At 34.0% G+C, this 14,077-nt stretch carries 10 protein-coding genes; 2 read left to right on the forward strand and 8 right to left on the reverse strand.

What is annotated here, in order from left to right:
* Nucleotides 1–96: 96 nt before the first annotated feature.
* From Q0893_RS14010 to uvrA, 4 genes are read right to left on the reverse strand one after another with little or no spacing between them, the layout of a single operon-like run.
* Nucleotides 97–2,934: a metalloprotease gene (locus Q0893_RS14010; protein ID WP_299276734.1), complete on the reverse strand. Its 2,838-nt coding sequence runs from the start codon at nt 2,932–2,934 to the stop codon at nt 97–99.
* A complete protein-coding gene (locus Q0893_RS14015) occupies nt 2,931–4,199 on the reverse strand; it encodes a hypothetical protein (protein ID WP_299276737.1) in 1,269 nt (422 codons plus the stop codon). Before Q0893_RS14015 ends, Q0893_RS14010 begins: the two co-directional genes overlap by 4 nt.
* 32 nt (nt 4,200–4,231) lie before the next feature.
* The gene (locus tag Q0893_RS14020; RefSeq protein ID WP_298902980.1) at nt 4,232–4,921 is read right to left on the reverse strand and encodes a TIGR00730 family Rossman fold protein; all 690 of its coding nucleotides are present in this window, start codon (nt 4,919–4,921) and stop codon (nt 4,232–4,234) included.
* A 40-nt stretch (nt 4,922–4,961) separates the two neighbouring features.
* Nucleotides 4,962–7,793, reverse strand: a complete 2,832-nt coding sequence (gene uvrA / locus Q0893_RS14025; protein ID WP_298902979.1) for an excinuclease ABC subunit UvrA — start codon at nt 7,791–7,793, stop codon at nt 4,962–4,964.
* A gap of 183 nt (nt 7,794–7,976) precedes the next feature.
* Here uvrA and Q0893_RS14030 point away from each other — a divergent pair, with 183 nt between their 5' ends.
* A complete protein-coding gene (locus Q0893_RS14030) occupies nt 7,977–9,335 on the forward strand; it encodes a hypothetical protein (RefSeq protein ID WP_299276742.1) in 1,359 nt (452 codons plus the stop codon).
* A 9-nt stretch (nt 9,336–9,344) separates the two neighbouring features.
* Here Q0893_RS14030 and Q0893_RS14035 read toward each other — a convergent pair whose 3' ends face one another.
* Nucleotides 9,345–10,763 (reverse strand): alpha/beta fold hydrolase, encoded by a 1,419-nt coding sequence (locus tag Q0893_RS14035; protein WP_299276745.1) that lies wholly within the window; start codon nt 10,761–10,763, stop codon nt 9,345–9,347.
* 128 nt (nt 10,764–10,891) lie between these two features.
* Between Q0893_RS14035 and Q0893_RS14040 the strand changes: the two genes are divergently transcribed.
* Nucleotides 10,892–11,419, forward strand: coding sequence for a hypothetical protein (locus tag Q0893_RS14040; RefSeq protein WP_298902973.1), 528 nt, complete (start codon nt 10,892–10,894; stop codon nt 11,417–11,419).
* A 1-nt stretch (nt 11,420) separates the two neighbouring features.
* Here Q0893_RS14040 and Q0893_RS14045 read toward each other — a convergent pair whose 3' ends face one another.
* The 3 genes from Q0893_RS14045 to Q0893_RS14055 all read right to left on the reverse strand — a co-directional run bounded on the left by Q0893_RS14045 (nt 11,421) and on the right by Q0893_RS14055 (nt 14,076).
* Complete coding sequence (locus Q0893_RS14045) at nt 11,421–11,798, reverse strand: hypothetical protein (RefSeq protein WP_299276750.1); 378 nt, start codon at nt 11,796–11,798, stop codon at nt 11,421–11,423.
* Between the two features lie 2 nt (nt 11,799–11,800).
* Entirely contained in the window at nt 11,801–13,093 is a 1,293-nt protein-coding gene (locus Q0893_RS14050) for a hypothetical protein (RefSeq protein WP_299276753.1), read from the reverse strand.
* 80 nt (nt 13,094–13,173) lie between these two features.
* Nucleotides 13,174–14,076: a hypothetical protein gene (locus Q0893_RS14055; RefSeq protein ID WP_299276756.1), complete on the reverse strand. Its 903-nt coding sequence runs from the start codon at nt 14,074–14,076 to the stop codon at nt 13,174–13,176.
* Nucleotide 14,077 lies beyond the last annotated feature (1 nt).

The following is a 14,077-nucleotide window of genomic DNA, read 5'->3' on the forward strand; positions in this document are numbered from 1 at the left end:
ATATTGTTATATTATTAAAGATTTGTCAAAAAAATGATGCTTTTTTTATAATATTTTTAAAAAAGCTCAAAAAAAGACATTATAGCTAAGAATATGTTAATACCATTTTCTTCTAAAAAGACCCAATAAAGCTTGAGGGTCTACTGTAAATTTGATTCTAATTTTCTGATCGTAATTAGGTTGTCCAATTTCCCAACCTAAATTAGAATAGATAGGAAAGTATAATTCAAAATAATCGGTAACGAGGTCTAGTTTGATTCCGGAGTCATATACGAAAGCAGGACTAACGCCTTTGTTTTTAACCAAACCAACATCACCATAGGCTTCTATATATTTCCAAATGGTTGTACTTACATTAGCAGTAGTCATCCATTGATTGGCAAAAGGCGTTTCTAATTTAGATTTAAAACCACCTTCTGCAATAATAATTTGCTGACTGAAAATTCCAGAGGCTTCAGACCTACCTAAATAATTATAATCAAAGAGATAATCTGTTGGTCTGTCTAGAGCAAAGCTAAAATAGTCTGAGTTCGTATCGGTTCTGTTGTATAAAAATGTTCCAGCAAATAACCGTACGTTAAATTGCCTATTTGACTCTGATAACTTCCTGTATTCGTAATTTAGAGATACCTTTCCAAATTTCTTTGCAAACTGAACGTCGTAGTACCATTTGTTGAAATTTACCAGTCCTGGATTTGAGCTAATGTATCTTATATTAAATACGCTATAATCAGGTTCTAATAGATCATCAATGATAGCATTCTCACCAACGTCTCGAGAAATGCTGAGGTATCTTAAATTTAAAAATTTTGATTTATCAGACCTAAAATCGTCGTTATCCCTAAAGAATAAGGTTAAACTAGGCGTTAAAATCGTTACAAACGAATCTTCGGCAAAAGAGTTGTATTTGGCAAATATGCCATAAGTAATATTATATAAGTCTGTATCTTCTAAAAAGTGAGTGTAAAAAATATTACTACTACCAGTTATCGATTTTGATTTTGTAGCATAAACAGGAGATAATTTATAATTCAATTTTTTTCTGAGTACCGTTTTGTTGTAAAATTTGGCGCCTAATGTTAGTCCGTCATAAATATTCCTAAACTCTACTTGAGGCATGATAAAGACTTGGTTGTAATTTGGGTCTTCTACGTCTTTGATAAGCCTAAACTGAAAAGGTTTGTTGTTAAAAAAGAAACCTTTTAATGATTTGTAATTATCTCTTAAATTAAACTCGGGAATTGTATTATCATAGTTGAGAACCAACTTGTTAGTGCTATCTCGAGGAATGGTTAAGGTTTTTAGGCCGCCAACATTTTCAATCCAGGATTTAGAAAGGACAGAATCATTATTCAGTGCGAATAAAGATATAGGCATTGTGTTTTTCCTCTTATTTTTAATAGTAAGTGTTATAGAATCTTGGGTCTTTTCGACATCTTTTATTTTAAAATCAATTTTTGTTCTTGAGTCAACATAATCTTTAAAAAACCAATTGATTTCTTTTGGAGTTTTAGATGTGATGAGGTTTTGGAAATACTCTGAATTCGTAATTTTTAACTGATTGGTCTTTAAATATTCTGAAATACTTTGTTCCATGATATCCTCGTTAATGAAATCATCTAAATAGCGTAAACCAATACCCGCTTTATATTTTCCAGCAATGTTGGCGTTAAATTTCAATAAGGAGTCTTTGGATGTCGTAAGTGGTTGGTCACGATTAGTTCTGGCCATTTGCATAAAAAATAGTTTGAACTGGTCGTTATAATCCAAATCTGAGGCATGGAAAGAACGTATGCCCCAAATGTTTGCTAATGTTCCCAACAATTTTGTGTCAGGATAGTACGTTTCGACATATTTCATCAAGAAATAAATTTGAATACCATCACGCAGCCAATAATCCTTTCTTGGGTTTATTAATAAGGTATTCTCTAAATAATTATTTAAAGCAGTTTTTAAAAGTTTTAGTTCATACTGAAAGTTATCTGGAAAAGGTCTGATAAAATCTGGAAGCTGATTTAATCCGTATAATGGATCTTTTTTGTAATCCCCTTTGGTTATTAATAAACGTTCATGCGGATACTTCCCTAAGTGTTCAGTAATAAAGCGTGTAACCTTATCTGTAATCAATGCCTTTTCTTCGGAAGGGACACCTTCATTAGATAAATTAGAGAAAATAGTGAAATCATCAGTTTGTACAAATTTGAAATCTGAAAACTTTGTTAGTATCAACTGGGTATTTACTCTATTTTTTCCGTAGAGATAAAACGTTTGATGATCTTTAGTTTGTTTAATATCAATAGTGTTGAGTTCGGAAATGAGTTGATAGTTCAAAGGGAACTCAATTTGAAACGTTAAATCTGCAGCAGGAATATATAAATCGTCAAGGTTTTTGTTGCTATAGTATTGCCATTGCCCATCGTAAACAGCCGGAGTGATGTACCAATATTTAAGGTTAAAGTCTTTTTCTGGAGTAATACCGTAACCTGTAAAACTATCATCGGGTAAGACAACATTATAACTCAGGGTAATATCATACGATTGATTAGGTAGTATAGGGGTTTTAAGGTTTACCTTTAAAATATCTGGATGTGCTTTAAGTGATGAAAATGTTAAGGTTTGATTGGCGTTATCTTCTAATTTAGTAATTAGTGTAAAGCCACGTTGTTCACTTTTTGCAAAATGAAATTTATCATTAAATTCTTCGGTAAAACGTTTGGCTAAAGGTGTTGTTTTGGTTGAATAAGCATTATTCCAATTGTTTAAATAAATAGATCTTAACGTATCATTGCTTTCATTGTGATATACAATACGCTGATCAATTTTTATGGTTTTAGTGTATACATCTATAGCAGCCTTCAGGTCGATTTTGTTTTGACCAGTAGCAAGCGTACTCCATAAAAGAAGACCAATAAATAAAACCCGATTTAGTTTCAATGCGCGACTATAAATTTTAAAGGTTCAAACTGAAATTTAGAGCTTGTTATATAATATATGCCAGCAGCAAGCTGCGAAGCGTCTATTTGTATTAACGTATTATCAACGTTAATGGTTTTTACGGCCTGTCCTAAGCTATTAAATATCGATAATGATATTTGGTACTGCAAGCTCGCTTTGATTTTAAGTTTTAGAGTTTCATCAACAACGTTTGTGCCAACAATAGAGATGGTATCTTCAACCAAATTATCACTAACACTTAGCGATTGATTGGTTTGGAGTTCTAATGTAACGGGAAGATGATCACTAAAATTGTATAAGGCATCTCTAATGTTAAATGAAAAGTCTGTGCCAGAACAATCAGAAGAGTTAATTTCTTGGTTATAGCATGTTGGATTTTCATTGTTTCCATAAACATCATAAGTCCCATCTACATATGATAATTCTGGGTTGCTGCTCATTATTGAAGAGGTCATTATAAAATCAAATCGATCATCAAAACCACCAGTAGAACCGCCTAAGCCTGTTTGAGTTCTTGTAGACTGTGTCATAACATCAATATAATTAGAGTTATTATGCCAACTCCCAATGCGATTTGCAGGGTCAATAAATTTTATAGTATTATTATTGGCTGTATCAATAATCTCTTGAAATGCAGGCTCTGAACTGGTATATACGTTAAAATCTCCAGCTAACACAACATTACTATTTGCTGGAAATGAATTGAGATAAGTTGTCAAATCATTTACCATTTGCAAACGTAAATTTTGATTATCAACACCTTGAGAGGCCTTCAAGTGGCACACGATAACATCTAATATGACAGGGTTAGAATCTTGATTTATCGAGTTGAGTTTTAGCCTATAATGGTTGAAATCTCTAAAAATAGTAGTAACTGCATTCTGACTTTCCAAAATGAATTTTGAGCTATCGTAATAAAGCAACTGTTGTAAGTCATTTTGATTACTTCCAGTGTCGTCTGAGGTATTAAGTTCAAAAGTTGCACTTTGGTAATCTGAATTTATAAATTGCAATGAACTTAAAATAGTGTTCGCTCCGTTTAAATTATTCAATTCACAAACCATAAATATGTCGGGCCTATAATCGTCGAGTACCAATTCTAGGTATTGTAAACGATTAGGAACTGCATTTCCAAGCGGAAAATTTAATACGTTATAAAACATAAGTTTAAAGTTTTCCTGCGCATTAAGTGATTGAAACATTAAGGCACACGAAAAAACAGTAAGACATAATTTCTTAATCATAGCGGTAATCTTGAAATTTTGTAGTTGTCTATTTAGAAATTAGGACTCAGGCCATACTCTTTATAGAATTTATCGAGTATGCTAATCACTTCATCTCCTGTATCTACAACATGAATTAAATCTAAATCTTTAGCACTAATATTATTATGTGCCTCAAGTAAGGTTTGTTTAACCCAATCCATTAAGCCGTTCCAAAACTCGGTACCGACAAGGATAATTGGGAATTTTTCAATTTTATTTGTTTGAATTAAGGTAATCGCTTCAAAAAGTTCATCAAGTGTTCCAAAGCCTCCTGGCATAACAACAAAGCCTTGTGAGTATTTGACAAACATTACTTTTCTCACAAAGAAATAATCAAAATCTAAACTCTTATCATTATCAATGTATGGATTGTCATGTTGTTCAAAAGGTAATTCTATGTTTAACCCAACCGACGTTCCGCCAGCAATATGAGCCCCTTTGTTACCAGCTTCCATGATACCTGGTCCACCACCAGTAATAACACCATAGCCATGTTCTACTATTTTTGAGGCAACTTCTTCTGCTAATTTATAATACTTATGATCTGGCTTTGTTCTAGCCGAACCAAAAATAGAGACACATGGTCCAATTTTACTAAGTTTTTCGTAACCATTTACGAATTCACCCATGATTTTAAAAATTGCCCAAGAGTCATTTGTTTTAATCTCATTCCAACCTTTGTGATGTTGTTCTTTTCTCATATATATACTTTGTCTTTATTTTTAAACTTAAGTCAACCTGCTAATTTAGTTCTTTTTTAAGAAACTTCGCAGTGTAACTCTTTTTATCTTTTATAATTTCTTCGGGTGTTCCTTTAGCGACTACATTTCCACCGCCTTGACCACCTTCATAACCAATATCAATAATATGATCTGCCATTTTAATGACGTCTAGATTGTGTTCAATAATTAAAATCGTATTGCCCTTATCTACCAATTTATTGAGCACAAGCATTAAAACGCGTATATCTTCAAAATGCAAACCTGTTGTTGGTTCGTCGAGTATGTAAAAGGTATTACCTGTGTCACGTTTGCTTAATTCTGTAGCTAATTTAATACGTTGCGCTTCTCCACCAGAAAGTGTTGTGCTTTGTTGACCAAGTGTAATGTAACCTAATCCGACGTCTTTTATCGTTTTGAGTTTTTTATAAATTTTCGGAATGTGTTCAAAAAAATCTACAGCCTCGGAAATGGTCATATTCAAAACATCACTTATTGATTTTCCCTTATAGCGAATTTCTAAGGTTTCTCTGTTAAAACGTTTTCCTTGACATGTCTCGCATTCAACATAGACATCTGGAAGGAAATTCATTTCGATAACACGTAGTCCACCACCTTGGCAGGTTTCACAACGACCTCCTTTAACATTAAAGCTGAAACGTCCTGGTTTATAACCACGTATCATGGCTTCAGGGATTTTGGCAAATAAACTTCGTATTTCACTAAATGTTCCTGTGTAAGTAGCAGGATTACTGCGAGGTGTACGACCAATAGGAGATTGGTTGATATCTATAACCTTATCACAATGTTCCAATCCTTTAATGCTCTTATAAGGCATAGGTTTTCTAACACCATTAAAATAATAGGCGTTCATAATAGGGTAGAGGGTCTCATTAATAAGTGTTGATTTGCCACTTCCTGAAACTCCAGTAACTCCAATCATTTTTCCTAAAGGAAATTTCACCGAAACGTTTTTAAGATTATTTCCTGTACAACCTTTTAGCTCTATAGTTTTACCATTGCCTTTTCGACGTTTCTTAGGAACAGGAATCTCTTTGGTTCCATTGAGGTAATCTGCTGTTAACGTGTTATGTGTTAATAATTCCTTCGGGCCGCCAATACTTATAATTTCACCGCCATATTTTCCTGCTTTAGGCCCAATATCAATGACATAATCTGCGCGTTCTATCATATCCTTGTCATGTTCAACAACGATGACTGAGTTTCCAATATCTCTAAGTGCTACCAGTGAATTGATGAGTTTTTCATTATCGCGTTGGTGTAATCCAATACTAGGCTCATCCAAAATATAAAGTACGCCCACCAATTGCGACCCAATTTGGGTTGCTAATCTAATACGCTGAGCTTCACCACCAGATAACGATTTTGAACTTCTATTAAGTGATAAATAGTTTAAACCAACGTCTAATAAAAATTGCAATCGCGCTTTAATTTCTTTAATTATTTCTTCTGCAATCTTGAATTGTTTATCCGTTAAATTTTCATGTATGGTATTAAACCAATCTGCTAAATCAACAATATCTTTATGCGCTAATTCGGCAATATTCAAATTGTTAACTTTAAAATATAAGGATTCTTTTCTCAAACGTGACCCCTCGCAAGTTGGACATTTTACTTTGTCCATATAATCTTTTGCCCAACGTTTTAAAGACGTTGTTTCGGCATTTTTATATTGACTTTCGATAAAATTGGCAACACCTTCAAAATCTATTTTGTATTCACGAGTAACGCCCAAGGTTTTACTTTCAACTGAGAATTTATCGTTGCCACCATACAAAATCATTTGTTTGGCTTCTTCAGGAATGTCTTTAAAGGCATCACTTAGATTAAAATTGAAGCGTTGAGCGATGGTTTCGAACTGTTTAAATATCCAGCTGTTTTTTTGTGGTCCATGCGGAGCTAAAGCACCTGCTTTAATAGATATGGCCTCGTCTGGTACAATTTTATTCTCATTAACTTGGTACAAAGTACCTATACCATTACAGGTGGCACATGCGCCCTTTGGAGAGTTAAAAGAGAAATTATTTGGCTCCGGATTCGGGTAGGAAACACCAGAGGACGGACACATTAAATTTCTACTAAAATAGCGCGTTTCATTAGTGTCATGGTCAAGAACCATAAGCACATCATCACCATGATACATGGCTGTGTTTATTGTTTCGGTAAGGCGCTTGTCATTGTCGTCAGTATCATCAATTTTTAGACGATCAATAACAATTTCGATATCGTGTGTTTTGTAACGATCTAGTTTCATTCCTTTAACAAGATCCCGAATTTCGCCATCTGTTCTAACCTTGACAAACCCTTGCTTTGCAATCTGTTCGAAAAGTTCACGATAATGACCTTTACGAGAACGCACAATAGGAGATAATACGTTAATGCGTTTTCCTTTGTAACTATCTTTAATAAGTTCCTTGATTTGTTCGTCACTATAACTCACCATTTTTTCTCCAGTATTGTAGCTATAGGCATCGCTAGCTCTAGCATAGAGCAAACGCAGGAAATCGTAAATTTCGGTGATGGTTCCCACAGTAGAACGTGGAGATTTACTTGTTGTTTTTTGCTCAATGGCAATAACAGGCGAAAGGCCGTCAATCTTATCAACATCTGGACGTTCTAACCCTCCTAAAAACTGACGTGCATAAGCTGAGAAGGTTTCAATATAACGACGTTGACCTTCGGCATAAATAGTATCAAATGCGAGCGATGATTTTCCACTACCAGATAGACCAGTAATCACGACCAATTGCTCACGAGGAATTGTAACATCAATGTTTTTTAGGTTATGTACTCTGGCTCCTTTTACCTCAATAGCGTCGTCAAATTTGGTCATAAATGATATTGAAATTGTTTGTTTAAATAGCAAAGTTGCAAAGGTACTGATTTTAGGCTTAAAAAGTAAGCCTGAGTCATTTAGGGTTTTGTTAAAAGTTTGTTCTAAATTTTAGACACTTTATGGTTAAAAATTTGTGCTTTTTATTACCTTGGTTTCTGTAATTTTCAATAGAAAACTAGTATGGGATTATTCGATTTTTTCAATAAAAAAAACAGCAAAAACACACCAAATAACAAGACAGAACATACTTCTGAAAATGAATTATTTAAACCGTTAGAACCTTATTATGCTTATTTGATGTGTTATACAGGAATGCAACAGCAGGGTAATTATGCTCCAATTTCAGCATATGAAAAGCCTAATGGAGAGCTTGTTGGTTTCTTATATGTTTTTGATGAGAGTGGTGCTTATTCACTTAATTCGGACGTTGTTGTAGAACTCATGAAAGAACGTTTTGAAAAAGAATTAGCGACAGGTCAAATTAAATCGTATGCTATTTTATATCACTCTGAGTTTGATTCAGAAAATAAAAGTCATGATGTGGCACTTCAAGACGACGAATTTAAATCTATTTCAATTGCCTATGGTTTTAATCAGCTTGAAAAGGGGCATATTGCTATGCCTTATACTTTTGATGAAGAAGGCATTAATTACCACGGATTATTTGGATATTCTCACGAAGAAAATAATGCTGTTTTTAAAACACAACTCGAAGAGAAGGATTATTTCCAGGATAGAGCGACTATGGAAATCCCAGCGGTTACTAATGATATCGGACTTACAATAACTAAATCTAACACACATGGTTTAAATAGTACTTGGAGCGGAATTTTTGGTTTTGACAGGTTTAATAATAAAGACGGAAGTCAAATACTAAAAGAGTATTTTGCCTTGGCGATGGCTGGAGTAGGTGATGATGACAATTCTGGGATTGTGACCTCTAATGTGAGTTTTGATGATGTGGATTTTAAAGGCGTATTAAAAGCAGGAGACCCTATAACATTAATGCCTGTGATTAAAACTCAATATGTTGTTGATGTTGAACATCGTGATATTCAAGAATGGGAAAATGTCGACAATTTAGAAGCTATTGTTTCGGGTAAGGCGAGAGATACCTTTGGGATTTGGTATTATGCAACCGATTATGCTGAACATAGAAGTAGGTATCTTAACGAGAAGAACTTAAATATTCATATTAGCGGTATTGCATTCGTATTAGATATTCATACTAATGATAAGTCTGGTGAAGTGTCATATAGCGATGAGTTTACAGGATATTTTCCTAGTAAAGACATGCCAAATTTTGGGTGCTTTGATTTTATAGGAGACGTTGAAGATTTTAGAGAGACCAGTCTATTAGATGATCATAGTTTAAAAGCTTACATCATGACTGTTAGGCTAATCACCAATGACGAGATTAAAGACTTTTTTACTATTGATATGTACGTTACTCCAGAAAACATGAGATTCGAAACCTTAACAAAAGGAATGAAAGTCACAGGAATGTTTCAGATGCAAGGATGTATTTCAGATTCTTAAATAATTTATCTAGTTAAATACAATTGGTTGTGACGATTTTGTACAAGAGTCGTCTACCTTTTGCATAGGATTGTTTAGGAACGTTCGAGCCATTTGAAAGAAGCAACTATTCATAGGACAGTGGCCATCTGATGGGAAAACGACATGGCTAGAGTTTTTTAATGATTTAGCGGCTTTATCGGCGTTTGAAGGCGGTGTTATTGGGTCCCACGCTCCACTTACCAGTAATGTTGGAATATCTGAAACCACAGGAAGCATTTTGGTATTTGAATTTCGTTTTGAAGGCCAAAGCTCTAAAACCTCTGGGTCTGAAGCAAAAAGGCTAATACCATTGGCTAGACTTGGATGTTTCTTTTCGTCTTTAGCAATGAATTTTTGATTTTTAAACGCCCCTTCGTCTTTTACATTTACAGACCAATATGTCGCAACATTGATAACACCTAAACGTGATGCAAAGGCTTGAACTGACCTGATAATTGATGAGGTGTCGTTGGTTTTAAATGCTGTAATAAATGATGGGACTTGCCCAATTGTTTGTCTGTCATACAACAGTTGTTGGGTGAGTAACAAGAAATCTTGTTTATTCAAAATAAGTTCGTCCCCATTAATCATAAACGATTGTCCTTTGTCGTCTAATTGCTTACAAACAGTTTCAAATGTTTCTTTTAAATTTGGGTATTTGCTGGCACAATTACTATCATTTGCACAAGTATCAAAGAGTTTTTGTAGCGACCTATTTAAATTGGTATATATGTACTGGTAGAGTCTTATTTCAGGAGGAAACAGGCCAGACAGAATAGATGATCTAATACTTTTAGGATATAACTCCATGTATTTTAATCCTAACCGCGTTCCGTATGAACCGCCAAATAAATTAACTTGTTTATAGCCTAAATGCTGTCTTAAAGCCTCTAAATCTTTTGCGCTTTGAGTTGTGCCAAACGCCATTTTGAAGTTTGGATCCTTTAGAGATTTCATGCAGTCCGAACTCACGCTTAGCAGAGTTTCATCTTCTTTGTCTAAGCTGATATCAGCAGACATAACTTCTAAAAAGGTCGTACTTAAGTTAGGGCAAATTTCATCTGAAAACCCAATACCACGTTGATCGTACATAATAAAGTCGCGATCAGGATCAAGTGCTAATCCGCTGAAAACGTTTGCATACGGTAAAACACTACCACCTGGACCACCTTGAATAAAAACTAAAGGATCGTCTTTACGGTTTTCAGATGTTGATGCAATAACGATATAAGCTATTTTTGTCGTCCCATCCTTTTTGTTGTCCCAATTATTAGGAACATCAACATAGCCACAGCGATCATGATTTACGTTAATTTGTTGCTCGAAAGAACAGACGTGTTGCTCTTGAGATTGACAGTTAAAAATAATAAGGCCAAATACAGAAAAGAAGAGATGTTTTAATTTCATTTGAGATAGAATTTCAATTAATAAAGGTCATAAGTAGATTTTAGAGACAACCTTATAAAATTAGTAAATCTTATGCTTTATTAGTATCATTGTTATACAAAAATTAACAGGAAAAAATTAGAATACAAATGCAATTATTAGGAATAGGGTCAAGAATCAACCATAATGAGTACGGAAAAGGAGTTGTAACCAATGTGACATCAAAACACTACTGGGTAACCTTTATTGATAACGGATTAGAGACTATTGATATCGACAGTGATTTTGAGGTGATAGAGTTGTGCGAAGATGATGTGGATACGATTAGTTTTGCTGAAGTAGAAAGTAGTCTTGTTCATATATTAAAACGTTGGAGTGATGTTTCTGAGGTGGTACCTATAGCAGATAAATGGAGAGGAGGAAAGCTCGTAATGGAACCAGGAGATACAAGTTTGCAAGGAAAGGAACTGCCTATCAATCAGTTTTTTCATAAGATTACTATGGTTCGTGATCGCTTACGTGTTATGGAACAAAAAATTAACTCTAGTAAAAATCTAGATGAGCAAGAAAAGATTGACTTGCAACAATATATTACTCGTAGTTATGGGAGTTTAACCACATTTAATGTTTTGTTTAAACTGAAATCGCAACAGTTTGTAGGGCAGAAAAGTAAATGATTTAGCTCTCACTTTTTTTAAAATATGCCTTTCTAATCAAAATAATATAAATAATACATGGTATCAGTAAACAGATAATTACTGAGGACGTTATGTAATTACTTCCTATGCCATCAAAACGCCTCAGAAAATTTGCGGAGACTTCGAATAGTGTATTGGAGAATTCTTGAAAATCTTTAGTGAAGATTAGAACAACTGTTGTAATTAAAGCGAAGCCTATTTTAAAATAATGCTTCCCTCTTATTCTATCGATAAGGAATACCCAAGAAAATGGGATAACAATAAACCAAACTATGATGTTAATCTCTTTATAACTAAAGCCTGTTAATCGAGATAGAAACATGAGAAATCTATAGGTAAGATCAAAGATTTCTTTCATTCTTAATTTATTAAATGAATTGGTTCAATATTAGCAGGTGGTGGCGGTGGTGGCGGAAAATCGGTGATGAAATATTTACGAAAATCTATAAACAATGACAACGAATCGTTTTGCTCTTTATTAATTTGATTAAATGTTTTGAGCAGGTCAATAAGTACAGCTTTTGTCTGCGTTATTGGAGTTAAAGAATCTTGGCTAATTTGTACAACTACAACATTCTTACTTGTTGAGAATTTCGGGTCTTTGCCTTTATTGGTGGCTTGAATATGGAGATACTTATATAGGCTATCTAGAGGTTTATCATTAATTGTTGCATGTCTTAAGGTCTCATTTTTAATTTGAAGAATATTTCTGTATTTGTGGCATATAACTACGTTACAGTTATAATTAGCCATTACTTTAAAGTTGTAGGCCTCATTTTTAAAATTAAGTATGGTTTCTTTTTCGTTTTTACAGTTCGCTGAAAGACGGTCAATAAGTCCATTGAAATTGTCTAAAGAATCCAAGCTGACGTCTAATTTTGATGTTTCTTCTTCAATAAAGTTTTTATAAGGATAATAATAAGTTGTTTTGACTTCAGGAGTTGTTTTAATATCATCAATTTCTAGACCTATAACTAATAGTTTATGAAACGTAGGAAGTTGGGCTTCAGTTTGTGTTGTTGTCCAATTAGACCACGACGCTTTGAGTCCGTTAATAGGTAAAATGTCTACCCACATTTGATAACTTTTAGGTTTTCCGTTATCGTCAAAATGCCATAAATAAGAATCTCCTGGTGTAGAACCTCCATTAGTATAAGTCACTAAAAGTGCATCTTTACCGTTATTTGTTTTTACCAATCTACGCTCTACACCTTCGTCAAACACTTTGTAAGGCGCTACCAGCCAGAATGTATCATTATTAAATAAATCTTCGGCTTTGTGAATAAACTCATGTAGATCCTCACCATAATAAGGTTCTTCGGAAACAAAAACTTCAGAATTATCATGATTGGCTAAATCTAGATTCACCTTTATATTTTTCCAATACACTTCGCATCTGTTTTCAGTTTTATACCATTTGAAATGATGACGCTTTTTAAAAGTAAACTCTATATAATCTGTAGCTTGGTAAGCCTCGTAATTAAGTGCGTTAAGCATTCTAACGGCAAGTTGATCTGCAGCTTTTCCTTGCGCGCCTGTTGGCAAATCTTCATCATATTTCAGATACATAAAAGCAAAGAATAGGAGTGTAGGTAATGTAAAGAAAATGATAACACCTCCAATAATTTTAAAGATTTTTTTAGGTTTAGGCACTTTGAAATTGTTTTTACAAATGTATTGAATAATGAATCTTAATTCTAATTAGGTTTTGAATACAAATTCAGGTTAACACCTCAATCTAATTTTTCTTTAATCCCTTTGGCCAACATCATAGCTGATGGTTTATGGCGTCTAAACCACAGTTCGGGTTCTATAAGTTCTAACTCTGAAAGCGCAATACGTCCTTGATTATCCTCAAAGATATCAACACGAGCATAAATAGGTTGTTCTAAACACGCTCTCACACAAGCCTCTGCAAAGGCAATTTCTTCTGAAGAAGCGGTATAATCTTCAATACTGCCACCAAAATCGTCTTGTACTCTAAAGTCTCCATCTTTTGCTTTTTTCAAGATGGCATGTGTAAATGTGCCATTAAAAACCATCATCGAGACTTCTCCTTTAGATACAATGTTGTATTGAAAAGGTTGTAACATCATAGCCTCGTTTTTAATGAGTTCTTGAAAGAGGCTTTCATGCTCGGCTAAGTTAGCCCGATTTAACTTGTAAGTATGTCTAGCTGCACCAGAAACACAAGGCTTTAGAACAGTTTCTTTCCAGTTAAAAATATCGTGAAGTTGGGTCAAGGAGACTTGAGCACCTTGCTCTATAAAATGACTTTCGGCAATATGGATACCGTTATTTTGTAGATCGAGCAAGTAATGTTTATCAATGTTCCAACGGATAATCGCTTCCGAATTTAAAAGTGTTGTTTGTTTTGTAACCTTTTCTAGCCATACTGAAAACTCATCAAAACGGTCAAAATAATCCCAAGTTGTACGAAATAGGACTGCCTTAGTTGTAGACCAGTCAAAAAACATATCATCCCAAGCAAGACGTAAGGTTTTTAAGCCAAGTTGCTCTAGGGCATGATACACCAAACGGTCTTCATAGTAGACATTATGTTTGTAAGTATCGGTTTTAGAATCGTTAAGGTAGCGATTATCTGTTAGGATAACCACATCATATAATGTATTCAAA

Source organism: uncultured Psychroserpens sp., assembly GCF_947494225.1.
Taxonomy (GTDB): domain Bacteria; phylum Bacteroidota; class Bacteroidia; order Flavobacteriales; family Flavobacteriaceae; genus Psychroserpens.

What these genes read in the sequence shown, in the direction of transcription:
- uvrA (WP_298902979.1), bottom strand. Translation starts at nt 7,793, where the DNA reads ATGACCAAATTTGACGACGCTATTGAGGTAAAAGGAGCCAGAGTACAT.
- Q0893_RS14015 (WP_299276737.1), bottom strand. Translation starts at nt 4,199, where the DNA reads ATGATTAAGAAATTATGTCTTACTGTTTTTTCGTGTGCCTTAATGTTT.
- Q0893_RS14040 (WP_298902973.1), top strand. Translation starts at nt 10,892, where the DNA reads ATGCAATTATTAGGAATAGGGTCAAGAATCAACCATAATGAGTACGGA.
- Q0893_RS14035 (WP_299276745.1), bottom strand. Translation starts at nt 10,763, where the DNA reads ATGAAATTAAAACATCTCTTCTTTTCTGTATTTGGCCTTATTATTTTT.
- Q0893_RS14020 (WP_298902980.1), bottom strand. Translation starts at nt 4,921, where the DNA reads ATGAGAAAAGAACAACATCACAAAGGTTGGAATGAGATTAAAACAAAT.
- Q0893_RS14030 (WP_299276742.1), top strand. Translation starts at nt 7,977, where the DNA reads ATGGGATTATTCGATTTTTTCAATAAAAAAAACAGCAAAAACACACCA.
- Q0893_RS14045 (WP_299276750.1), bottom strand. Translation starts at nt 11,798, where the DNA reads ATGAAAGAAATCTTTGATCTTACCTATAGATTTCTCATGTTTCTATCT.